General features: G+C 69.8%; 32 protein-coding genes. 1 reads left to right on the top strand and 31 read right to left on the bottom strand.

Annotated features, from left to right (window positions below; all coding sequences use genetic code 11):
- Positions 1-15: 15 nt before the first annotated feature.
- Positions 16-237, bottom strand: a complete 222-nt coding sequence (gene infA / locus PHY01_RS13070) for a translation initiation factor IF-1 (RefSeq protein WP_028929190.1) — start codon at positions 235-237, stop codon at positions 16-18.
- Between the two features lie 218 nt (positions 238-455).
- On the opposite strand from infA, the gene PHY01_RS13065 reads away from it, so the two are divergent.
- Entirely contained in the window at positions 456-1,763 is a 1,308-nt protein-coding gene (locus PHY01_RS13065) for an MFS transporter (protein WP_246085870.1), read from the top strand.
- On the opposite strand, the gene PHY01_RS13060 is transcribed toward PHY01_RS13065, so the two are convergent.
- From PHY01_RS13060 to fusA, 30 genes are all read right to left on the bottom strand, one after another.
- Positions 1,747-2,436, bottom strand: coding sequence for a class I SAM-dependent methyltransferase (locus tag PHY01_RS13060; RefSeq protein ID WP_141278885.1), 690 nt, complete (start codon positions 2,434-2,436; stop codon positions 1,747-1,749). The genes PHY01_RS13065 and PHY01_RS13060 overlap by 17 nt on opposite strands.
- An 82-nt stretch (positions 2,437-2,518) precedes the next feature.
- A complete protein-coding gene (locus PHY01_RS13055; protein ID WP_141278883.1) occupies positions 2,519-3,901 on the bottom strand; it encodes an NAD(P)(+) transhydrogenase (Re/Si-specific) subunit beta in 1,383 nt (460 codons plus the stop codon).
- Positions 3,901-4,251, bottom strand: a complete 351-nt coding sequence (locus PHY01_RS13050) for an NAD(P) transhydrogenase subunit alpha part 2 (protein WP_141278882.1) — start codon at positions 4,249-4,251, stop codon at positions 3,901-3,903. The genes PHY01_RS13055 and PHY01_RS13050 overlap by 1 nt, the downstream gene beginning before the upstream one ends.
- Positions 4,248-5,348, bottom strand: a complete 1,101-nt coding sequence (locus tag PHY01_RS13045; RefSeq protein ID WP_141278880.1) for a Re/Si-specific NAD(P)(+) transhydrogenase subunit alpha — start codon at positions 5,346-5,348, stop codon at positions 4,248-4,250. Before PHY01_RS13045 ends, PHY01_RS13050 begins: the two co-directional genes overlap by 4 nt.
- 80 nt (positions 5,349-5,428) lie before the next feature.
- Positions 5,429-6,223, bottom strand: coding sequence for a type I methionyl aminopeptidase (gene map / locus PHY01_RS13040; RefSeq protein WP_281283629.1), 795 nt, complete (start codon positions 6,221-6,223; stop codon positions 5,429-5,431).
- A 29-nt stretch (positions 6,224-6,252) separates the two neighbouring features.
- Entirely contained in the window at positions 6,253-6,801 is a 549-nt protein-coding gene (locus PHY01_RS13035) for an adenylate kinase (protein ID WP_141278878.1), read from the bottom strand.
- Between the two features lie 45 nt (positions 6,802-6,846).
- Positions 6,847-8,163, bottom strand: coding sequence for a preprotein translocase subunit SecY (gene secY, locus PHY01_RS13030; protein WP_141278876.1), 1,317 nt, complete (start codon positions 8,161-8,163; stop codon positions 6,847-6,849).
- Between the two features lie 147 nt (positions 8,164-8,310).
- Positions 8,311-8,766, bottom strand: a complete 456-nt coding sequence (gene rplO / locus PHY01_RS13025) for a 50S ribosomal protein L15 (RefSeq protein WP_141278875.1) — start codon at positions 8,764-8,766, stop codon at positions 8,311-8,313.
- Positions 8,763-8,948 carry a 50S ribosomal protein L30 gene (gene rpmD, locus PHY01_RS13020; protein ID WP_141278873.1) on the bottom strand — a complete coding sequence of 62 codons (186 nt, stop codon included), beginning with the start codon at positions 8,946-8,948 and terminating at the stop codon, positions 8,763-8,765. Before rpmD ends, rplO begins: the two co-directional genes overlap by 4 nt.
- Positions 8,948-9,613, bottom strand: coding sequence for a 30S ribosomal protein S5 (rpsE, locus tag PHY01_RS13015; protein ID WP_141278872.1), 666 nt, complete (start codon positions 9,611-9,613; stop codon positions 8,948-8,950). The genes rpmD and rpsE overlap by 1 nt, the downstream gene beginning before the upstream one ends.
- A 31-nt stretch (positions 9,614-9,644) precedes the next feature.
- Positions 9,645-10,049, bottom strand: coding sequence for a 50S ribosomal protein L18 (rplR, locus tag PHY01_RS13010; RefSeq protein ID WP_141278871.1), 405 nt, complete (start codon positions 10,047-10,049; stop codon positions 9,645-9,647).
- A complete protein-coding gene (gene rplF, locus PHY01_RS13005; protein WP_141278870.1) occupies positions 10,049-10,588 on the bottom strand; it encodes a 50S ribosomal protein L6 in 540 nt (179 codons plus the stop codon). Before rplF ends, rplR begins: the two co-directional genes overlap by 1 nt.
- Positions 10,589-10,600: 12 nt before the next feature.
- Positions 10,601-10,999 (bottom strand): 30S ribosomal protein S8, encoded by a 399-nt coding sequence (gene rpsH, locus PHY01_RS13000; protein ID WP_141278869.1) that lies wholly within the window; start codon positions 10,997-10,999, stop codon positions 10,601-10,603.
- 76 nt (positions 11,000-11,075) lie between these two features.
- Entirely contained in the window at positions 11,076-11,261 is a 186-nt protein-coding gene (locus tag PHY01_RS12995; RefSeq protein ID WP_141278868.1) for a type Z 30S ribosomal protein S14, read from the bottom strand.
- A 1-nt stretch (position 11,262) separates the two neighbouring features.
- The gene (gene rplE / locus PHY01_RS12990) at positions 11,263-11,829 is read right to left on the bottom strand and encodes a 50S ribosomal protein L5 (RefSeq protein WP_141278867.1); all 567 of its coding nucleotides are present in this window, start codon (positions 11,827-11,829) and stop codon (positions 11,263-11,265) included.
- A gap of 1 nt (position 11,830) precedes the next feature.
- Positions 11,831-12,157, bottom strand: a complete 327-nt coding sequence (gene rplX / locus PHY01_RS12985; protein WP_141278866.1) for a 50S ribosomal protein L24 — start codon at positions 12,155-12,157, stop codon at positions 11,831-11,833.
- 3 nt (positions 12,158-12,160) lie between these two features.
- On the bottom strand, positions 12,161-12,529 hold the full coding sequence (gene rplN, locus PHY01_RS12980; protein ID WP_141278865.1) for a 50S ribosomal protein L14: 369 nt from the start codon (positions 12,527-12,529) through the stop codon (positions 12,161-12,163).
- Positions 12,526-12,813 (bottom strand): 30S ribosomal protein S17, encoded by a 288-nt coding sequence (gene rpsQ / locus PHY01_RS12975; RefSeq protein ID WP_141278864.1) that lies wholly within the window; start codon positions 12,811-12,813, stop codon positions 12,526-12,528. Before rpsQ ends, rplN begins: the two co-directional genes overlap by 4 nt.
- The gene (gene rpmC, locus PHY01_RS12970) at positions 12,810-13,052 is read right to left on the bottom strand and encodes a 50S ribosomal protein L29 (RefSeq protein ID WP_141278863.1); all 243 of its coding nucleotides are present in this window, start codon (positions 13,050-13,052) and stop codon (positions 12,810-12,812) included. The genes rpsQ and rpmC overlap by 4 nt, the downstream gene beginning before the upstream one ends.
- Positions 13,052-13,471, bottom strand: coding sequence for a 50S ribosomal protein L16 (gene rplP / locus PHY01_RS12965; RefSeq protein WP_141278862.1), 420 nt, complete (start codon positions 13,469-13,471; stop codon positions 13,052-13,054). Before rplP ends, rpmC begins: the two co-directional genes overlap by 1 nt.
- Positions 13,472-13,473: 2 nt before the next feature.
- A complete protein-coding gene (gene rpsC, locus PHY01_RS12960) occupies positions 13,474-14,310 on the bottom strand; it encodes a 30S ribosomal protein S3 (RefSeq protein ID WP_141278861.1) in 837 nt (278 codons plus the stop codon).
- Positions 14,310-14,726: a 50S ribosomal protein L22 gene (rplV, locus tag PHY01_RS12955; protein ID WP_141278860.1), complete on the bottom strand. Its 417-nt coding sequence runs from the start codon at positions 14,724-14,726 to the stop codon at positions 14,310-14,312. The genes rpsC and rplV overlap by 1 nt, the downstream gene beginning before the upstream one ends.
- A 22-nt stretch (positions 14,727-14,748) precedes the next feature.
- Positions 14,749-15,030: a 30S ribosomal protein S19 gene (gene rpsS / locus PHY01_RS12950; RefSeq protein ID WP_141278859.1), complete on the bottom strand. Its 282-nt coding sequence runs from the start codon at positions 15,028-15,030 to the stop codon at positions 14,749-14,751.
- Between the two features lie 15 nt (positions 15,031-15,045).
- Positions 15,046-15,882, bottom strand: coding sequence for a 50S ribosomal protein L2 (rplB, locus tag PHY01_RS12945; RefSeq protein ID WP_141278858.1), 837 nt, complete (start codon positions 15,880-15,882; stop codon positions 15,046-15,048).
- Between the two features lie 4 nt (positions 15,883-15,886).
- The gene (rplW, locus tag PHY01_RS12940) at positions 15,887-16,189 is read right to left on the bottom strand and encodes a 50S ribosomal protein L23 (RefSeq protein WP_141278857.1); all 303 of its coding nucleotides are present in this window, start codon (positions 16,187-16,189) and stop codon (positions 15,887-15,889) included.
- Complete coding sequence (gene rplD / locus PHY01_RS12935; protein WP_141278856.1) at positions 16,186-17,082, bottom strand: 50S ribosomal protein L4, sunset domain variant; 897 nt, start codon at positions 17,080-17,082, stop codon at positions 16,186-16,188. The genes rplW and rplD overlap by 4 nt, the downstream gene beginning before the upstream one ends.
- A complete protein-coding gene (gene rplC, locus PHY01_RS12930) occupies positions 17,079-17,735 on the bottom strand; it encodes a 50S ribosomal protein L3 (protein WP_141278855.1) in 657 nt (218 codons plus the stop codon). The genes rplD and rplC overlap by 4 nt, the downstream gene beginning before the upstream one ends.
- Positions 17,736-17,748: 13 nt before the next feature.
- On the bottom strand, positions 17,749-18,054 hold the full coding sequence (rpsJ, locus tag PHY01_RS12925) for a 30S ribosomal protein S10 (RefSeq protein WP_040804197.1): 306 nt from the start codon (positions 18,052-18,054) through the stop codon (positions 17,749-17,751).
- Positions 18,055-18,373: 319 nt separating this feature from the next.
- Positions 18,374-19,567 (bottom strand): elongation factor Tu, encoded by a 1,194-nt coding sequence (gene tuf / locus PHY01_RS12920; protein WP_141278854.1) that lies wholly within the window; start codon positions 19,565-19,567, stop codon positions 18,374-18,376.
- A gap of 104 nt (positions 19,568-19,671) precedes the next feature.
- Complete coding sequence (fusA, locus tag PHY01_RS12915) at positions 19,672-21,771, bottom strand: elongation factor G (protein WP_141278853.1); 2,100 nt, start codon at positions 21,769-21,771, stop codon at positions 19,672-19,674.
- Positions 21,772-21,810: the final 39 nt, after the last annotated feature.

The following is a 21,810-nucleotide window of genomic DNA, read 5'->3' as shown; positions in this document are numbered from 1 at the left end:
TCTCTCAGTTGTCGGTCACTTGTATCGGTAGACGATGCGGCCGCGGGTGAGGTCGTAGGGAGACAGCTCCACGACGACCCGGTCCTCGGGGAGGATCCGGATGTAGTGCTGCCGCATCTTGCCGCTGATGTGGGCGAGGACCCGGTGTCCGTTCTCCAGCTCCACGCGGAACATCGCGTTCGGCAGGGGCTCGACGACCCGGCCCTCGACTTCGATCGCCCCGTCCTTCTTGGCCATGTCCTCCGCGATCCGTGACAGGTGTGCGTACTGTGGATGGTCGTGCAGGAGCGCCGCCGACCCGGGACCGTGAGGCCCTCTCAGGCACGCGACGGAACCGGCGCAGGGGCGCGCCGAAACTCCAGTGTACGACCCTTGCCGGACCCCTCGCGCATGGGGTACAAGGCGCCCCGCAATCGCCTTGACCGTCCCCCCGGGCGACGGGTGAGCTGGGCGGCGTGAGCATCGAGCAGCCCGGGGTACGCGTGGTCCGTACCCTGCCCCGTCCGCTGCGCCCGTTCCGCCACCGCGACTACCGGCTGCTCGTCGCGTCGATGGGCGTGTCGCTGTTCGCCAGCGGCATGTGGACGGTGGCGCTGGTCTTCCAGGTCATCGCGCTGGGCGGCGGGCCGTCGGAGCTGTCGCTGGTGATGACCGGGCTGTCGGCGGGGCTGCTGGTCAGCGTGCTGCTGGGCGGGGTGGCCGCGGACCGGCTGCCGCGCCGGGCCCTGCTGATCGGCGTCGAGGTGCTGCGGATCGGGGCGGTCGGCCTGGTCACCGTCCTGTCGCTGACCGGGGGGCTGCGGCTGTGGCAGCTCACGGTGATCGCGTTCGCCGTCGGGGCGGCCGAGGCGTTCTTCTTCCCCGCCTACTCCGCGCTGCTGCCCACCATGCTCCCGGCCGAGGAGCTGCTCGCGGCCAACGGCGTCGAGGGGATGCTGCGCCCGGTCGCCCTGCAGGCGCTGGGCCCGGCCGCGGCCGGTGCACTGGTCGCGGCGATCGCACCCGGTGCCGCGCTCGCCGCCGCCACCGCGGTCTACGTCCTCGCCCTGCTGCCGCTGCTCGTGATGCGGGTCGCGCCGGTCACCGCGGCCGCGGAACGCAGCTCCGTGCTGGGCGACCTGCGCGAGGCCGTCGGCTACTTCCTGCGCACGGGGTGGTTCTTCGCCACGCTGGTCTTCGCGACCCTGCTCGTGCTGGTCGTCATCGGGCCGATCGAGGTGCTGGTGCCCTTCGCGGTGCGCGACCAGACCGGCGCCGGGCCGCAGGGGTACGCCCTCGTGCTGGCCGGCTACGGCATCGGCGGCGTGCTCGGCTCGTTCGGGGCGTCGGCCGTGCGCCTGCCCCGCCGCTACCTGACCCTGATGATCCTGCTGTGGGGCCCGGGATCGCTCCCGCTCGCGGTCATGGGGCTCACCGACCGCCTCTGGCTGATGGTGGTCGCCGCGGTCGCGGTGGGCGTCGCGCACTCCTGGGCCCAGGTCATCTGGGGCACGCTGCTGCAGCGCCGGGTGCCGCCGCACATGCTGGGGCGGGTGTCGAGCCTGGACTTCTTCGTCTCGCTCGCCCTGATGCCGGTGTCGATGGCGCTGGCCGGTCCCGTCGGCGACGCACTGGGCCTGCCGCTGACGTTCGTGCTCGCCGGCGCGATCCCGGTGTTACTGGCGGTCGCGGCGATCCTGGGCTGGCGCCTGTACCGCGACGAGATCGCCCACCCGCTGGACACCCCGGTCACCCCGGTCACCCCGGTCAGCCCGGCATCGTGAACCACAGCATCGGGTTGCGGGTGGTGCCGCGGGCGCCGGCCAGGCCGAGCTCCTCGCGCAGGGCCATCAGGCGTGCGTACACGCCGGGTGCCCGCCGCCGCGACGCCGTGAAGCCCTCGACGCCGCGCTCGCGCATCCACCGCAGCAGCACCGCGCCCTCGGTGAACGGCAGCACGAACCGGCCGTGGTGCACGTCGTGCACGCTCACCGGGATCCCGGACGGCACGAGCGGGAACAGGTCGGCGAGGAACCAGCGTGCGAACGCCGCCGTGTGCGCGGCGTCGACGAACAGGTAACCCGTGTCGCGGGGCACGTCCGACAGGCGCCTGCGCACGTCGCCGTGCACGAACGTCCACCGGTCGCCGGTCAGCTCCCGCGGCACGGTGTGCCGCACGTTGTCGATGCGGTCGAACGAGTGCAGGTGCCCGGACCCGTTGTCGCGCAACGCCTGCAGGATCCAGCTCGTCGACCAGCCGTGGAAGGTGCCCAGCTCCATCACGTGCGCCGGGCGGGCGTCGCGCAGCAGCAGGTAGGTGATCTCGGCTTCCAGGTCGTCGAGCTGCGGGGTCATCGACGGCGTCGACTCCCGGAACCGCCGCTGGTCGGCCACCACCCGGGCCAGGTCGGCGGCGTGGGTCCGGTAGAGCGCCGACACGCGGCCCAGATCGATCATGACGGGCACCGTAGCCGGTCGCCCACTGTCGTCGACGGGCGGCGAGTACGGCCGCCGCCCGGGCGGCCGTACCCGCCTCCCGCTACAGCGCCTTGAGCTCCTCGGTGACCTCGGCGACGGACTTCTTGGCGTCGCCGAAGAGCATCGAGGTGTTGTCGGCGTAGAACAGCGGGTTCTCGATGCCCGCGAAGCCGCTGCCCATCGAGCGCTTGAGCACGATCACCGAGTGGCTCTGGTCGACGTTGAGGATCGGCATCCCGTAGATCGGGCTCGACGGGTCGGTGCGGGCCGCCGGGTTGGTGACGTCGTTCGCCCCGATCACCAGCGTGACGTCGGTGCGGGAGAACTCGTCGTTGATGTCGTCCATCTCCTTGAGCGCGTCGTAGGGGACGTCGGCCTCGGCGAGCAGGACGTTCATGTGGCCGGGCATGCGCCCGGCCACGGGGTGGATGGCGTACTTGACCTCCACACCCTTGGCCTCCAGCAGCTTCGCCATGTCCTTGACGGTGTGCTGGGCCTGGGCCACGGCCAGCCCGTACCCGGGCACCACGATGACCGACGACGCGTAGGCCATCTGCACCGCGGCGTCGGCCGCGGACGTCGACTTCACGGTGCGGTCGACGCCGTCGTCGGCGCCCGGCACCAGGGTGGTGCCGCCGAACCCGCCCGCGACGATCGCGGGGATCGTGCGGTTCATCGCCACGGCCATCTGGTTGGTCAGGATCGAGCCGGACGCCCCGACGATCATGCCCGCGACGATCATCGCGGTGTTGTCGAGCGCGAGGCCCGCGGCCGCGGCCGACAGGCCGGTGAGCGCGTTGAGCAGCGAGATGACCACGGGCATGTCGGCGCCGCCGATCGGCAGCACGACCAGCACGCCGAGCACCGCGGCCACCACGAGCAGGCCGATGATCCAGATCTCGGCCGCCCCGCCGAGCCCGGCCACGACCGCGCACGCGATCGCCCCGGCCAGCAGCGCGACGTTGACGAACTGCTGCGCCCGGCCCAGGCCGATCGGGCGGCCGGGGAGGATCTCCTGCAGCTTGCCGTAGGCGACGATCGAGCCCCAGAACGACACCGAGCCGATGATGGCGGCGAACAGCGACGCCACGATCACGTAGGCGGGCTCACCGGAGAACGAGTCGGTGGTGCGGAACTCCGACCACGCGATCAGCGCGACCGCGCCACCGCCGACGCCGTTGAACAGGGCCACCATCTGCGGGATGGCGGTCATCTGCACCTTCTGCGCCGAGGGCACCCCCAGCGCCGTGCCGACCACGAGCCCGACGATGATCAGGATCCAGTTGTGGGTGACGGTGAGCAGCGTGGCCACCACCGCGATCGTCATGCCGACCGCGGCGATCTTGTTGCCGCGCACCGCCGTCTTCGGCCCGGTCAGGCCCATCAGGCCGTAGATGAACAGGCCGAACGCGAGGATGTAGAGGATCGGGACCAGCACGTCCATCAGGAGTCGCCCTTCTTCTGCGCGGGCTTGGCCTTGAACATGCCGAGCATCCGGTCGGTGACCAGGAAGCCGCCGATCACGTTGATCATGCCGAAGGCGATGGCGACGACCAGGATGATCGCGTCGCCGACGGAGGGGTTCTCCAGGCGGCCCAGCACGATGAGCCCGCCCAGCAGGACGATGCCGTGGATGGCGTTGGTGCCCGACATCAGCGGCGTGTGCAGCGTGTTGGGCACCTTCGAGATCACCGCGAAGCCGACGAAGCCGGCCAGCACCAGGATCGCGATGTTCGCGAGCAGGCCCGTGGAGCCCGCCTCGGCGGCCTCGGCGGCCAGGACCGCGCCGGTCATGAGGTCTCCTCCCGGGTGACGCAGGACTTCGCGAGCACCTCGTCGTCGTAGTCGGGCGCGAGCCGGCCCTCGTCGTCGAGCATCAGCTCGAGCAGCGACGAGACGTTGCGCGCGTAGAGCTCCGAGGCGTGCTCGGGCATCGTCGCCGGCAGGTTGAGCGGCGCGGCGATCGTGACGTCGTGCTTGACGACGACCTCGCCGGGCTCGGTGAGCTCGCAGTTGCCGCCGCTCTCGCCCGCCATGTCGACGACGACGCTGCCCGGGCGCATGCCCTCCACGGCCTTCGCGGTGACCAGGGTCGGCGCCGTGCGGCCCGGCACGTTCGCGGTGGTGATCACGATGTCGAAGCCGGTGATGGCCTCCTCCAGCCGCGTCTGCTGCTCGGCGCGCTCCTCCTCGGTGAGCTCGCGGGCGTAGCCGCCCTCGCCGACCGCCTCGATGCCCAGGTCGAGCCACTGCGCGCCCAGGGACCGCACCTGGTCGGCCACCTCGGGCCGCACGTCGTACCCGGTGGTGCGGGCGCCGAGGCGCTTGGCGGTGGCCAGCGCCTGCAGTCCCGCCACGCCGACGCCCAGCACGAGCGCCTGGGCCGGCTTCACGGTGCCCGCCGCGGTCGTGAGCATCGGGAAGAAGCGCGTCGAGCGCTCCGCCGCGAGCAGCACGGCCTTGTAGCCGGCCACGTTGCCCTGCGAGGACAGCGCGTCCATCGACTGGGCGCGGGAGATGCGCGGGATCGCCTCCATCGCGTAGGCCACCACACCGGCCTCCTTGAGGGCGGCGAGCGACTCGGGTGCGGTGCGCGGGGCGAGGAAGCCGATGAGCGTGGCACCCCGGCGGAGCCTGCCGATCTCCTCGGTGGTCGGCGGCGCGACCTTCGCCACGACGTCGGCCGTCCACGGGTCGCCGATGGTGGCGCCCGCGGCGACGTACACGTCGTCGGGGATCAGCGCCCCGAGCCCGGCCCCGGACTCGACGACGACCCGCACGCCCTTCCCGACGAGCTTCTCCACGACCTTGGGGACCAGCGCGACCCGGCGCTCCCCCGCTCCGGACTCGCGGGGCACCCCTACGGTGGCGCCCCCGTCTGCTGCTGTCATTGCCGGAACCTAGCCCAGCACCCCGGCGAGCGGACCCGCCGTGTGATCAGTGTTGGGTCACGACGGTGTGCTCGACCGATTCAGGATCCGGGCAGGGTGAGGATCCGGGGCCCGTCCTCGGTGACGGCGACACTGTGCTCCCAGTGCACGGCGCGGCTCCCGTCGGCGGTGACGACCGTCCAGCCGTCGGGCAGCTCGAGGGTCTCCGGGTCGCCGCCGGTGAGCATCGGCTCCACCGCCAGCGCCATGCCGGCACGCAGCCGCGGCCCCTGTCCGGGGTCGCCGTGGTTGGGCAGGAACGGGTCCATGTGCATGGCGGTGCCGATGCCGTGGCCGCCGTACTCGGCGACGATCCCGTACTCGACGCCGTCGCGGCGCCCGGCCTCCTCGCAGGCCGTCTGCACGGCGTGGGAGATGTCGGAGAGCCGCCCGCCGGGCACGACGGCGGCGATCCCGGCGTGCAGCGCGGCCTCGCACGCCGCCGACAGCTTCCGGTCGGCCTCGCTGACCGCACCGATCGGGATCGTGACCGCGGCGTCGCCGTGCCAGCCGTCCAGGATCGCGCCGCAGTCGACGGAGATCAGGTCGCCGTCGGCGAGGAGCGTGGCCGTGGACGGGATGCCGTGCACGATCTGCTCGTTCACCGAGGCGCAGATCGACGCCGGGAACCCGTGGTAGCCGAGGAACGAGGGCACGGCGCCGCCGTCGCGGATGGTCTGCTCGGCCAGCGCGTCGAGCTCACCGGTGCTGACGCCCGGCTTGGCCAGGTCGACGACGGCCGCGAGCGTGCGGGCGACGAGCGCGCCCGCGGCCCGCATCGCCTCCAGCTCGCCCGGCGTCTTCAGCTCGATGTCCCGGCCACGCAGCCGGGCCACCAGGCCGCGGACCCCTCCGCGCCCCCGGCTCACGGCCGGGGCAGGGCGTCGAACACCCGGTCGGTGATCTCCTCGACGGTACCGACGGCGTCGACGCTGACCAGGCGGTCGGCGTAGTACTCGAGCAGCGGGGCGGTGTCGTCGCGGTAGACCTGCTGGCGGCGACGGATGACGTCCTCGGTGTCGTCGCTGCGCCCGCGCCCGAGCAGCCGCTGCACGACGACCTCGTCGGCGACGTCGAACTCGACGACCGCGTCGAGCTCGAGGCCCTGCTCGCTCAGCAGCCCGGCCAGCGACTCGGCCTGCGGGGCCGTGCGCGGGAAGCCGTCGAGGATGAAGCCCTTCGCGGCGTCGGGCTCGGTGAGGCGCTCGCGGACCATCGCGACCGTGACCTCGTCGGGGACCAGGTCACCCGCGTCCATGTAGCGCTTGGCCTCGACCCCCAGGGGGGTCTCCTCCTTGAGGTTGGCCCGGAACAGGTCGCCGGTCGAGATGTGCGGCACGTCGAGCCGCTCCGCCATCCGCTCAGCCTGAGTTCCCTTGCCCGCACCCGGCGGCCCCACCAGAACGAGTCGCACGCGAGCCCGCCTTCCCCTGTTGTTCTACAGCTTGTCGATGCGACGTTAGCGCAGGAATCCCTCGTAGTTGCGCTGCATGAGCTGGCTCTCGATCTGCTTCACGGTGTCGAGACCCACGCCGACCATGATCAGAACAGCCGTGCCGCCGAACGGGAAGTTCTGGTTCTGACCCGATCCGGTGATCCCCAGGAAGAAGTTCGGGAGCACCGCGATCAGGCCGAGGTAGAGCGATCCGGGCAGCGTGATGCGCGAGAGCACGTAGTTCAGGTACTCGGCGGTGGGCCGGCCCGGGCGGATGCCGGGGATGAAGCCGCCGAACTTCTTCATCTCGTCGGCCCGCTCGTCGGGGTTGAACGTGATGCCGACGTAGAAGTACGTGAAGAAGATGATCAGTGCGACGTACAGCAGGATGTGCACCGGGTTGGACTGATCGACCAGATAGGTCTGCACGAACTGCTGGAACCCGCCGTCGACGCTCCCGGCCAGCTGCGAGATCAGCTGCGGCAGGTACAGCAGCGACGAGCCGAAGATGACGGGGATGACGCCGGCCTGGTTGACCTTGAGCGGCAGGTACGTGGACGTGCCGCCGTACATCCGGCGACCGACCATCCGCTTCGCGTACTGCACCGGGATCCGGCGCTGGCCCTGCTCGACGAACACCACGCTCGCGATGATGGCCAGACCGAAGACGCAGACCCCGGCGAAGATCAGCGGGCCGCCCTCGGGGTTGTTGAGGATGTTGGCGCCCTCGGCCGGGATCCGCGCGGCGATCGAGGCGAAGATCAGCAGCGACATGCCGTTGCCGACGCCGCGCTCGGTGACCTGCTCGCCCAGCCACATGACGACGGCGGTGCCCGCGGTCATCACGACGACGATCAGGGCGAGGTCGAAGACGCTGTTGCCCGGGATGATGTCCTGGGTGCAGCCCTGGAACAGCTGCCCGCGGTCGGCCAGCGCGACGATGCCGGTGGCCTGCAGGACGCCGAGCGCGATCGTCAGGTAGCGGGTGTACTGGGTCAGCTTGGCCTGACCCGACTGCCCTTCCTTCTTCAGCTGCTCGAACCGCGGGATGACCACGGTGAGCAGCTGCACGATGATGCTCGACGTGATGTACGGCATGATGCCGAGCGCGAAGATCGACAGCTGGAGCAACGCCCCGCCGGAGAACAGGTTGATCAGCGAGTAGACGCTGGCGTTCGCCCCGCCGGAGACGTCGGCGATGCACTGCTGCACGGCCGGGTACGAGACACCCGGCGACGGGATGGTGGCACCGAGCCGGTAGACCGCGACGATCCCGAGCGTGAAGAGGATCTTCTTCCGGAGATCCGGCGTGGTCAGTGCCGACCGGAAAGCGCTGAGCACTGGTGTGATCCTCCTGTACTGGTGGCCCCCGCGTCGCGGGCTGCCGCGGCGGCACCCGGCCGACCCGCGCAGAACCCTAACAGCGGCTGTACCGCCCCCACGGCGCGGACCGGAGCCGGTAGGGCCCCGGTCCGCACCGAACGGGTGTCACAGCTCGGTGACGGACCCGCCCGCGGCCGCGATCTTGTCGCGGGCGCTGCCCGAGAACGCGTGAGCACTCACGGTGAGCTTGACGCCGTCGAGGTCACCGTTGCCCAGCACCTTGACGGGCTGGTTGCGGCGGACCGCACCGGCCTCGACGAGCTCGTCGGGACCGACGGTGCCACCCTGCGGGAACAGGGTGGCCAGGTCGCCGACGTTCACGACCTGGAACTCCACGCGGAAGCGGTTCTTGAACCCCTTCAGCTTGGGCAGCCGCATGTGCAGCGGCATCTGCCCGCCCTCAAAGCCCGCGGGCACGCCCTTGCGGGCGCGCGTGCCCTTGGTGCCGCGGCCGGCGGTCTTGCCGCCCTTGCCGCCCTCACCGCGTCCGACGCGGGTCTTCGCGGTCTTCGCACCCGGCGCGGGGCGCAGGTGGTGGATCTTGATGGTGGACTCGCTCACGAGTTCACCTCCTCAACCGTCACGAGGTGCCGGACGGTGTGGACCATGCCCCGGATCTGCGGGGTGTCGTCCTTCTCCACCGTCTGGCGGATCTTGCGCAGCCCGAGCGAGAGCATCGTGGCGCGCTGGTTGGCCTTGGCGCCGATGACGCTCTTGCGCTGGGTGATGATCAGCTTCGACATCAGACCCTCGCCGCCTGTGCGGCTTCCGCACGCGCACGCATCATCTGGGCCGGGGCGACGTCCTCGAGCGGCAGGCCACGGCGGGCCGCCACCTCCTCGGGACGCTGGATCATCCGCAGCGCGGCGATCGTGGCGTGCACGACGTTGATCGCGTTGTCGGAGCCCAGGCTCTTGGAGAGGATGTCGTGGATCCCGGCGCACTCCAGCACGGCACGCACCGGACCACCGGCGATGACGCCGGTACCGGGGCTGGCCGGGCGGAGGAGGACGACGCCGGCAGCGGCCTCGCCCTGCACCCGGTGGACGATCGTGCCGCCGATGCGGGGGACGCGGAAGAAGTTCTTCTTCGCCTCCTCCACACCCTTGGCGATCGCCGCGGGCACCTCCTTGGCCTTGCCGTAGCCGACGCCCACCAGGCCGTCGCCGTCGCCGACGATCATCAGCGCGGTGAAGCTGAAGCGCCGACCACCCTTGACGACCTTGGCGACACGGTTGATCGTGACCAGCCGCTCGATGTACGGGGTCTTGTCCTGGGCTCCGCCCCGGCCGCCCCCGTCGCGGCGGTCACGGCCGCCGCCGGAGTTGTTGCGCTCGCCACCGGGCCCGCTGTTGGGCCCTCCGGACCCACCGGGCCCTCCGCCGTCGCGCCGTGCACGTCCCGGCATCAGTGGTTTCCTTCCATGTTGTTCGTGTGCATCAGAACTCCAGACCACCCTCGCGCGCGGCGTCGGCCAGCGCGGCGATCCGGCCGTGGTAGCCGAAACCACCGTGGTCGAACACGACGGCAGTGACGCCGGCCTCGCGGGCCCGGGTGGCCACGAGCTCGCCGACCTTGGCCGCACGGGCCTTCTTGTCGCCGTCGAGCGCGCGGACGTCGGCCTCCATCGTCGACGCCGAGGCCAGCGTGCGGCCTGCGAGGTCGTCGATCAGCTGCACGAGGATGTGCCGCGAGCTGCGCTTGACCGCGAGCCGGGGACGCTCCGGGCTGCCGCTGACCTTCTTGCGGAGCCGGGCGTGCCGGCGGGTGACGGCGGTACGGCGCTTGGCCGACACCTGGGAGGCGGTCCGCTTCCTGGCCGCCGCGGAAATTGTCTCGGCCATTACTTACCCGTCTTCCCGACCTTGCGGCGCACGTTCTCGCCCGCGTACCGCACGCCCTTGCCCTTGTAGGGCTCGGGCTTCCTGATCTTGCGGATGTTGGCGGCGGTCTCGCCGACCAGCTGCTTGTCGATCCCCTGGACGGAGAACCGGTTCGGGGTCTCGACGACGAAGGTGATGCCCTCCGGCGGCTGGACGACCACGGGGTGGCTGAACCCGAGCGCGAACTCGAGGTTGCCCGCCTTGAGGGCGACGCGGTAGCCGACGCCGACGATCTCGAGCTTCTTCTCGTAGCCCGTGGTGACGCCGAGCATGAGGTTGTTGACCAGCGTGCGCGACAGGCCGTGGTAGGCCTTGCTGCGCCGCTCGTCGTCCGGCCGCTTGACGACCACGGCACCGGTGTCGTCGCGCTCGACCGTGATCGGCTCGATGACGGTGTGCGTCAGGGTGCCCTTGGGCCCCTTGACCGTCACCGTACGACCGTCGATCTGGACATCCACACCGGACGGAACGGTGATGGGCAGCTTCCCGATTCGGGACATGGTGTTACCCCCTCACCAGACGTAGGCGAGGACTTCTCCGCCCACGCCGTTCTTGTGTGCTTGCCGCTCGGTCTGGAGACCGGCGGACGTGGAGATGATGGCCACGCCCAGACCGCCGAGCACGCGCGGCAGGTTCGTGGACTTGGCGTAGACGCGCAGACCGGGCTTGGAGACGCGGCGCAGGCCGGCGATGCTCCGCTCGCGGTTGCGGCCGTACTTCAGCTCGATGACCAGGGACTTGCCGACCTCGGCGTCCTCGACGGAGTGCGAGGCGATGTAGCCCTCACGCTGGAGGATCTCGGCGATCGACACCTTGAGCTTGGAGTGGGGCATGACCACGCGGTCGTGGTACGCCGAGTTGGCGTTGCGCAGACGCGTGAGCATGTCCGCGATGGGATCGGTCATCGTCATGTGACGTCACTGCTTTCCCGCCTGGTTCCCCCGGGCTCGCACCCGGGGGCCTGTGACGATCTGGAGGAGGGTGGGGCTACCAGGAGGACTTGCTCACGCCCGGCAGCTCGCCGGCGTGGGCCATCTCGCGGACGCAGATCCGGCAGAGGCCGAACTTGCGCAGCACGGCGCGGGGCCGTCCGCACTTCTGGCAGCGGGTGTAACCGCGGACCTTGAACTTCGGAACGGCCGCGGCCTTGATCCGGAGGGCCTTCTTGGCCATCTCACGCCTCCTTGAACGGGAAGCCGAGCTTGCGCAGCAGCGCCCGGCCTTCCTCGTCGGTCGTGGCCGTGGTGACGACCGTGATGTCCATGCCGCGCGGACGGTCGATCGAGTCGGGGTCGATCTCGTGGAACATCGACTGCTCGTTCAGGCCGAAGGTGTAGTTGCCCCGGCCGTCGAACTGCGTGGCCGAGAGGCCGCGGAAGTCGCGGATACGCGGCAGCGCGATCGTCAGCAGCCGGTCCAGGAACTCCCACATCCGGTCGCTGCGCAGGGTGACCTTCGCGCCGATCGGCATGCCCTCGCGCAGCTTGAACTGGGCGATCGACTTGGTGGCCCGGCGCATCTGCGGCTTCTGGCCGGTGATGGTGGCCAGGTCGCGCATCGCGCCGTCGATCAGCTTCGCGTCGCGGGCGGCGTCGCCGACACCCATGTTGACGACGACCTTCACGACGCCGGGGATCTGCATGACGTTCGCGTAGGAGAACTGCTCGCGCAGCTCACCCGCGATCTCGTCCCGGTAGCGCTGCTTGAGCCGCGGGATCGTCTTCTCTTCGGTGCTGGTCATGTCAGATCTCCTTCCCGTTGCTCCGGGAGACCCGAACGCTGGACCGCTTGCCGTCCTCGTCGCGGGTGACCTGACGGCCCACGCGCGTCGGCTTGCCGTCGGAGTCGACGACCATCACGTTCGAGACGTGGATGGCGGCCTCCTGCGTGACGATGCCGCCGGACTGGGCGCCGCGCTGGTTCTGGCTGACCCGGGTGTGCTTCTTGATCCGGTTCACGCCCTCGACCAGGACGCGGTCACGCTCGGGGTAGGCCTGGATGACCTTCCCCTTCGCTCCCTTGTCCTTGCCGGCGATCACCACGACGGTGTCGCCCTTCTTGATCTTCATGGGTTACAGCACCTCCGGCGCGAGGGAGATGATCTTCATGAACTTCTTGTCGCGCAGCTCGCGACCGACCGGTCCGAAGATGCGGGTCCCCCGCGGCTCGCCGTCCGGCTTGATCAGCACGGCGGCGTTCTCGTCGAAACGGATGTAGGAACCATCCGGGCGGCGACGCTCCTTGACGGTGCGGACGATGACCGCCTTGACGACGTCACCGCGCTTCACCCCGGCCCCGGGCATCGCGTCCTTCACCGTGGCGACGATGGTGTCGCCGATGCCCGCGTAGCGCCGGGCCGAACCGCCCAGCACCCGGATGCACAGGATCTCCTTGGCACCGGTGTTGTCGGCGACGCGCAGTCGCGACTCCTGCTGGATCACTTCGCCTTCTCCAGGATCTCCACCAGGCGCCAGCGCTTGGTGGCCGACAGCGGGCGGGTCTCCATCAGCCGGACGCGGTCGCCGACGCCGGCCGTGTTGGCCTCGTCGTGCGCCTTGATCTTCGTCGTCCGGCGGATGACCTTGCCGTACATCCGGTGCTTCACGCGGTCCTCGACGACGACGACGATCGTCTTCGCCATCTTGTCGGAGACCACGAGACCCTCACGGATCTTGCGCTCGTTCCGCTCCACCTCGGTGGGCGGCGTCTTCGCTGTGTCGCTCATGCCGCGCCCTCATTCTCGTCCGGGGCGGCAGACAGGCCCAGCTCGCGCTCGCGCATGATCGTGTAGATCCGCGCGATGTCGTGCCGGACGGTACGCAACCGCCGGTTGTTGTCCAGCTGCCCGGTGGCCATCTGGAAACGGAGGTTGAACAGCTCCTCCTTGGCCTCCCGCACGCGGAGCACCAGCTCCTCGTCGGTGAGCTCACGCAGCTCGGCTGCGGTCGTCGTCGACGCGGCCATCAGATGTCACCACCCTCACGGGTCACGATCCGGCACTTCATGGGCAGCTTGTGGATCGCGCGGCGCAGGGCCTCGCGGGCGAGCTGCTCGTTCGGGTAGCTCATCTCGAACAGGACCCGGCCGGGCTTGACGTTGGACACCCACTTCTCGGGGGATCCCTTACCGGAACCCATGCGGGTCTCGGCCGGCTTCTTGGTGAGCGGGCGGTCCGGGAAGATGTTGATCCAGACCTTGCCGCCACGCTTGATGTGCCGGTTGATGGCGATACGAGCGGACTCGATCTGCCGGTTGGTGACGTAGGCGGGCTCGAGGGCCTGGATGCCGTACTCACCGAAGGTGACGCGGGTGCCGCCCGAGGCCGCACCGGTGCGGTGCGGACGGTGCTGCTTGCGGTGCTTGACCCTGCGCGGAATCAGCATGATCAGGCCTCCGAACCCGAATCGGGCGCCGGCGCGTCGACGGTCGCGGTGGCGGTGCCACCGGACGACGACTCGGCGGCGGCACGGCCGGCCTCGGTGCCCGAGCCCGTGGTGCCCGAGGCACCCGAACGACGGCGGGCCGGACGCTCGCGACGCGGGCCGCGGTCGCCACCGGGAGCCGCGGCCGCAGCCGGGGCACCTTCGCGACGGCCACCGACGACGTCACCCTTGTAGATCCACACCTTGACGCCGATGCGCCCGAAGGTGGTGCGGGCCTCGAACAGGCCGTAGTCGATGTCGGCGCGCAGCGTGTGCAGCGGGACGCGACCCTCGCGGTAGAACTCCGAACGCGACATCTCCGCGCCGCCGAGGCGACCCGAGCACTGCACCCGGATCCCCTTGACCTGCGGGGAGCGCATGGCCGACTGGATGGCCTTGCGCATCGCGCGACGGAACGCCACGCGGTTGGACAGCTGCTCGGCGACGCCCTGCGCGACGAGCTGTGCGTCCGACTCGGAGTTCTTGACCTCGAGGATGTTGAGCTGGACCTGCTTCTTGGTCAGCTTCTCGAGGTTGCCGCGGATGCGGTCGGCCTCGGCGCCACGGCGACCGATGACGATGCCCGGACGCGCGGTGAAGATGTCGACACGGACCCGGTCCCGGGTGCGCTCGATCTCGACCTTGGAGATGCCGGCCCGCTCCATGCCCTTGGAGAGCATGCGGCGGATCTCGACGTCCTCCTTGACGTACTCGGCGTACTGCTTGTCGGCATACCAGCGCGACTTCCAGTCGGTGGTGATACCGAGGCGGAAGCCGTGCGGGTTGATCTTCTGACCCATTAGCGGGTCCTCCCCTTCGCACCACGAGCGCCGCGCCCGTTCTTGGCGGGCTGCGACTCGACCTCGACGGTGATGTGGCTCGTGCGCTTGCGGATCCGGTACGCGCGGCCCTGGGCCCGCGGGCGGATGCGCTTGAGCGTCGGGCCCTCGTCGGCCATGGCCACGGCCACCACGAGGGTGTCCGGGTCCAGGTCGAGGTTGTTCTGGGCGTTGGCCGCCGCACTGGCGACCACCTTGTACAGGGGCTCACAGGCAGCCTGCGGCGAGAACCGCAGGATGTCGAGAGCGTCCTGGACCGGCCGACCCTTGATCAGCGCGATGACGCGCCGGACCTTGGTCGGCGACATGTGCACGTGCCGCGCGATCGCGCGCGCCCGGACGGGCGCGGCGGTCGTGCTCTCGGCCGTTTCAGCCATGGTCACTTCCTCCTGCTCCGTCTCAGCGCCTGCGCGACTTGCGGTCGTCCTTGATGTGGCCACGGAAGGTCCGCGTGGGCGCGAACTCCCCCAGCTTGTGGCCCACCATGGAGTCCGACACGAACACCGGCACGTGCTTGCGGCCGTCGTGCACCGCGATCGTGTGCCCGATCATGTCGGGGATGATGGTCGACCGTCGGGACCAGGTCCGGATGACGGTCTTCTTGCCCGACTCGTTGAGGACGTCCACCTTCTTGAGCAGGTGGTCATCCACGAACGGGCCCTTCTTCAGGCTGCGTGGCATCTTTTACCTCCCTGCTCAGCGCTTGTTCTTGCCGGTGCGACGCCGGCGGACGATCAACTTGTCGGACGGCTTGGTACGGCGGGTGCGGCCCTCGGGCTTGCCCGCGGGGTTGACCGGGTGGCGACCACCGGAGGTCTTGCCCTCACCACCACCGTGCGGGTGGTCGACCGGGTTCATGGCCACACCGCGGACGGTCGGGCGCTTGCCCTTCCACCGCATGCGGCCGGCCTTACCCCAGTTGATGTTGGAGTGCTCGGAGTTGCCGACCTCGCCGATCGTCGCGCGGCAGCGGACGTCGACGTTGCGGATCTCCCCCGACGGCAGCCGGAGCTGCGCGTACGGGCCGTCCTTGGCCACCAGCTGCACCTTGGCCCCGGCCGAGCGCGCCATCTTCGCGCCGCCACCGGGGCGGAGCTCGATCGCGTGGATCACGGTGCCGGTGGGGATGTTGCGCAGCGGCAGGTTGTTGCCGACCTTGATGTCGGCCCGGGGGCCGGCCTCGACGCGGTCGCCCTGCTTGAGCTTCTCCGGCGCGATGATGTAGCGCTTCTCGCCGTCGGCGTAGTGCAGCAGTGCGATCCGCGAAGTGCGGTTCGGGTCGTACTCGATCTCCGCGACCTTGGCCGGCACGCCGTCCTTGTCGTTGCGACGGAAGTCGATCAGGCGGTAGGCCCGCTTGTGGCCACCGCCCTGGTGCCGGGTGGTGATACGCCCGTGCGCGTTGCGCCCGCCCTTGGAGTGCAGCGGACGGATCAACGACTTCTCGGGCGTGGACCGCGTGATCTCGGCGAAGTCCGAGACGCTGGAGCCACGGCGACCGGGGGTCGTCGGCTTGTACTTACGGATACCCATCGTCCTACGCCCCTGCCCGGCCACCGAAGACGTCGATCGTCCGGCTCTCCTCGGAGAGCGTGACGATCGCGCGCTTCGTGTCCCTGCGCTTGCCGTAGCCGGTGCGGGAGCGCTTGCGCTTCCCGTTGCGGTTCAGGGTGTTCACGGAGAGCACCTTGACGCCGAACACCTTCTCGACGGCGATCTTGATCTCGGTCTTGTTCGCGTCCGGCTTCACGAGGAAGGTGTACTGGCGCTCCTCGAGCAGCCCGTAGCTCTTCTCGGAGACGACCGGCGCGAGCAGGACGTCCCGCGGATCGGGGATCACTTGCCCTCCTTCTCACGCTGCGACGGCGGCAGCTGGAAGCCGGCGGCCTCGGCAGCCTCGGCGGTGGCGAACCAGACCTCGGCCACGGTGCGGGCGTAGAACGAGCTGCCCGGCACGTGGTAGAGCATCGAGTCCGCGTTGCCCTTGACGGGGAAGCCCTCCGGCTGGCCACCGTCGGCCAGCGGAGCGTGGCTCTGCGGGCCGAACGGCGCGGCGTCGTCGGCGGGGGCCGCGGGCTTCTTGAGCAGGCCCTGCGGCTGCGCCGCGGCGGCGGACCTCCGCGTCGGCGCCGCGACGGGCCCGGCGAGGAAGGTCTCGAGCGACTCCTCGGTGAACAGCACGACGTCGTTGACGAGCACGTCGTAGGTGTTCAGCTGGTCGGGCGCGATGAGGTGCACGGTCGGCAGGTTGCGCAGGCTGAGCTGGCTGACGACGTCCTCACGGCCGACGACGGCGAGCACGCGGTGCGCGGCGTCGCTGACGAGGCCCTCGATCGTCGTGCGCGCGGCCTTGGTGGAGGGCGCGTCGCCGGTGACGAGCGAGTCGACGACGATGACGCGGCCCGCGCGGGCCCGGTCGGAGAGGGCCCCGCGGAGCGCGGCGGCCTTCATCTTCTTGGGCGTCTTCTGCGTGTAGTCGCGCGGCGTCGGGCCGTGGACGACACCGCCGCCGGTGAACTGCGGCGCGCGGGTCGAGCCCTGGCGCGCGCGGCCGGTGCCCTTCTGGCGGTACGGCTTCTTGCCGCCGCCGCGGACCTCGCCACGGGTCTTCGTGTCGTGCGTGCCCTGGCGGGCGGCGGCCAGCTGGGCCACCACCACCTGGTGCATCAGCGGCACGTTCGCGGTGACGTCGAAGACGTGCGCGGGCAGGTCTGCCTTCACGGTCGTGGTCATGCGGTCACACCACCCTTCGCGGCGGTCTTGACGAGCAGCAGGCCACCACGGGGACCGGGCACGGCACCCTTGATCAGCAGCAGGCCGCGCTCGGCGTCGACCCGGAACACGGTGAGGTTCTGGGTGGTGACGCGGGCGACGCCCATGCGGCCGGCCATCTTGATGCCCTTGAAGACGCGGCCCGGCGTGGCGCAGCCGCCGATGGAGCCCGGCGAGCGGTGCTTGCGCTGCACACCGTGGCTGGCGCCGAGGCCGTGGAAGCCGTGGCGCTTCATGACGCCCGCGGTGCCCTTGCCCTTGCTGGTGCCGACCACGTCGACCGTCGCGCCGTCGGAGAAGACCTCGGCGGTGATCTCCTGGCCGAGCGTGTACTCGGCGGCGTCGGAGGTGCGCAGCTCCACCAGGTGGCGCCGCGGCGTCGTGCCCGCCTTGCCGAAGTGCCCGGTGCGCGGCTTGTTCACCTTGCGCGGGTCGATGGCGCCGTAGGCCAGCTGGACGGCGACGTAGCCGTCCTTCTCGGCCGTGCGGACCTGCGTCACCACGTTCGGGCCCGCCTGGACCACGGTGACCGGGACCACCCGGTTGTTCTCGTCGAAGACCTGGGTCATCCCGAGCTTGGTGCCCAGGATCCCGGTGATCTGTCGTTCGCTCATGAGTCCGTCAGCCCTACTGGATGTTCACGTCGACGGACGCCGGCAGGTCGATGCGCATGAGCGCGTCGACCGTCTTGGGCGTCGGGTCGAGGATGTCGATCAGCCGCTTGTGGGTGCGCATCTCGAAGTGCTCGCGCGAGTCCTTGTACTTGTGCGGCGAGCGGATGACGCAGTAGATGTTCTTCTCCGTCGGCAGCGGCACCGGCCCGACGACCCGAGCTCCCGTGCGCGTGACCGTCTCGACGATCTTGCGCGCGGAGGCGTCGATGGCCTCGTGGTCGTAGGCCTTCAGCCTGATGCGGATCTTCTGTCCCGCCATGGTCGTCGGTCGTCCTTCTCATCCTGGGAGCGTGCTGCGGGCGTTTCCGGGTCGGGCCCGGCCCGTGGACCGGCGCAGCGCGCGGTGGCGCTGTCGGTTCGCACGGTCTGGGCTCCGGTCCACGAGGTCGGGCGTGTCGCCCGGATCGCGTACCGGTTCCCCGTGATCACCCGCGACCCCGGGGGGTCACTGTGCTCGGGGGGCTGGCGCCGGGCCCGGCACGCACGGAGACGAACTCCGCGCATGCCGGGGCCCTACGCGCAACCCGTCAAGGATGCCACACGACGTGCGGCACCCTTGACCGGGGGGTGGTGCGGTGTTACTTGGTGATCTTGGTGACCTGGCCGGCGCCGACGGTCCGACCACCCTCGCGGATGGCGAACTGCAGGCCCTCCTCCATGGCGATCGGCTGGATCAGCTTCACGTCCATGAGGGTGTTGTCGCCGGGCATGACCATCTCGGTGCCACTGGGCAGCGTGACCACGCCGGTGACGTCCGTCGTCCGGAAGTAGAACTGCGGACGGTAGTTGTTGAAGAACGGCGTGTGCCGGCCGCCCTCGTCCTTGGACAGGATGTAGACCTGGCCCTCGAACTCGGTGTGCGGCGTGGTGGTGCCGGGCTTCACGATGACCATGCCGCGCTCGACCTGCTCGCGCTTGACACCGCGGAGCAGCAGCGCCGCGTTGTCGCCGGCGCGACCCTCGTCGAGGAACTTCTTGAACATCTCGATGGAGGTCGTGGTGGTCTTGAAGGACTTCTCCTTGATGCCGACCACCTCCACCTCCTCGTTCACCTTGACGATGCCGCGCTCGATGCGGCCGGTGACGACGGTGCCACGACCGGAGATCGTGAAGACGTCCTCGACGGGCATGAGGAACGGGCGGTCGACGTCGCGCTCGGGCTCGGGGATCGACTCGTCGACGGCGTCCATGAGCTCGAGCAGCTTGTCGGCCCACTCGGCGTCGCCCTCGAGGGCCTTGAGCGCCGAGACGCGCACGATCGGCAGGTCGTCGCCGGGGTACTCCTGCGACGACAGCAGCTCGCGGACCTCGAGCTCGACGAGCTCCAGGATCTCCTCGTCGTCGACCATGTCGGCCTTGTTCAGCGCGACGACGATGTAGGGCACGCCGACCTGGCGGGCGAGCAGCACGTGCTCACGCGTCTGGGGCATCGGGCCGTCGGTCGCGGCGACCACCAGGATGGCGCCGTCCATCTGCGCCGCACCGGTGATCATGTTCTTGATGTAGTCGGCGTGCCCGGGGCAGTCGACGTGCGCGTAGTGGCGCTTCTCGGTCTGGTACTCGACGTGCGCGATCGAGATCGTGATGCCGCGCTGACGCTCCTCGGGAGCCTTGTCGATCTGGTCGAACGCCGACGCCTCGTTGAGGGACGGGTACTTGTCGTGGAGAACCTTGGTGATTGCCGCCGTCAGCGTGGTCTTACCGTGGTCGATGTGACCGATGGTGCCGATGTTGACGTGCGGCTTGGTCCGCTCGAACTTCGCCTTCGCCACTGGGGAATCCTCCTGGACTGAGTGACTTCATCCGCCGTGCTGACGGGGGGGGTCTGTGGGTGGAACGGGGTCCGGCGGGCCCGTGACGGGCCCGCCGGGGAGTGCTACTCGCCCGTGGCCTTGGCGATGGTCTCCTTGGCCACGTTGGTCGGGACCTCCGCGTAGGAGTCGAAGACCATGGTGTAGTTCGCCCGGCCCTGGGTCCGCGACCGGAGGTCGCCGACGTAGCCGAACATCTCGGACAGCGGGACCAGCGCCTTGACGACGCGGGCGCCCGCCCGCTCCTCCATGGCCTGGATCTGGCCGCGGCGGGAGTTGAGGTCGCCGATCACCTCACCCATGTAGTCCTCGGGCGTGGTGACCTCGACGGCCATCATCGGCTCGAGCAGCGCCGGGCTGGCCTGACGTGCGGCCTCCTTGAGCGCGATCGAGCCGGCGACCTTGAACGCCATCTCGGACGAGTCGACCTCGTGGTAGGCACCGTCGACCAGGGTCAGCTTGACCCCGACGAGCGGGAAGCCGGCCAGGATGCCGTACTGCATGGCGTCCTGTGCACCGGCGTCGACCGACGGGATGTACTCCCGCGGGATGCGGCCACCGGTGACCTTGTTGTCGAACTCGTACAGCGCACCGTCGGCGGTGTCCAGGGGCTCGATGGTGATGATCACCTTGGCGAACTGGCCCGAGCCACCGGTCTGCTTCTTGTGCGTGTAGCTGTACTTCTCCACCGTCCGGCGGATGGTCTCGCGGTAGGCGACCTGCGGCTTGCCGATGTTCGCCTCGACCTTGTAGTCGGTCTTCATGCGGTTCACCAGCACCTCGAGGTGCAGCTCCCCCATGCCGGCGAGGATGGTCTGGCCGGACTCCTCGTCCTGCGTGACCTGGAAGGTGGGGTCCTCCTCGGCCAGCTTCTGGATCGCGACGCCCAGCTTCTCCTGGTCGGCCTTGGTCTTCGGCTCCACCGCGACCTGGATGACCGGGTCGGGGAAGGACATCGACTCGAGCACGATGGGGTGCTGCGGGTCCGACAGGGTCTCCCCGGTCGTGGTGTCCTTCAGGCCGATGACCGCGTAGATGTGGCCGGCCTGGGCCTCGTCGACCGGGTTCTCCTTGTTGGCCTGCATCTGGAACATCTTCCCGATGCGCTCCTTGCGGTCCTTGGTCGAGTTGACGACCTGGGACCCCGCGGCGACCTTGCCGGAGTACACCCGGATGTAGGTGAGCTTGCCGAAGAACGGGTGCGCGGCGATCTTGAACGCGAGCGCGGAGAACGGCTCGTCGACGGCCGGCCTGCGGGTGGCCACCGTCTCGCCGTCCTGCAGCGTGCCCTCGACCGGCGGCACGTCCAGCGGCGACGGCAGGTAGGCGATGACCGCGTCGAGCATGGGCTGGACGCCCTTGTTCTTGTACGCGGACCCGCACAACACCGGGTAGGCGATCCGGTCGGTCACGATCTTGCGGATGCCGTGCTTGATCTGCTCGACCGTGAGCTCCTCGCCACCGAGGTAGAGCTCCATGAGCTCGTCGTCGGTCTCGGCGACGGCCTCGACGAGGGCCGTGCGGTACTCCGCGGCCTTCTCGGCGAGATCGGCCGGGATCTCCTCGACGGTGTAGTCCTCACCGATCTTGACCTCGCCGCGCCAGGTGAGCGCGCGCATCTCGACCAGGTCGACGACACCGATGAAGTCGTTCTCGGAGCCGATCGGCAGCTGCAGGGGCAGCGGCGTGGCGCCGAGCCGCTCCTTGATCGTCTTCACGGTGAAGTAGAAGTCGGCGCCGAGCTTGTCCATCTTGTTGACGAAGCAGATGCGCGGGACGTCGTACTTGGTGGCCTGCCGCCAGACCTGCTCGGACTGCGGCTCGACCCCCTCCTTGCCGTCGAAGACCGCGACCGCGCCGTCGAGCACCCGCAGGGAGCGCTCGACCTCGACGGTGAAGTCGACGTGGCCGGGGGTGTCGATGATGTTGATCTGGTGGTCTTTCCAGAAGCAGGTGATCGCGGCGCTGGTGATCGTGATGCCGCGCTTCTGCTCCTCCTCCATCCAGTCCATCGTGGCCGCGCCGTCGTGCACCTCACCGATCTTGTAGTTCAGACCGGTGTAGTACAGGATCCGCTCGGTCGTGGTGGTCTTGCCGGCGTCGATGTGCGCCATGATGCCGATGTTGCGGACCTTGCCCAGGTCCGTCAGGACGTCCCGTGCCACTGCTAGCTCTCCCTCAGAGGGTTGGCGATCGACGGTCCG

The sequence above is a fragment of the Pseudonocardia hydrocarbonoxydans genome (assembly GCF_006539565.1).
In the GTDB taxonomy this organism is placed as follows: Bacteria; Actinomycetota; Actinomycetes; order Mycobacteriales; family Pseudonocardiaceae; genus Pseudonocardia; species Pseudonocardia hydrocarbonoxydans.
This window is presented reverse-complemented; position numbering and strand designations above follow the sequence as displayed.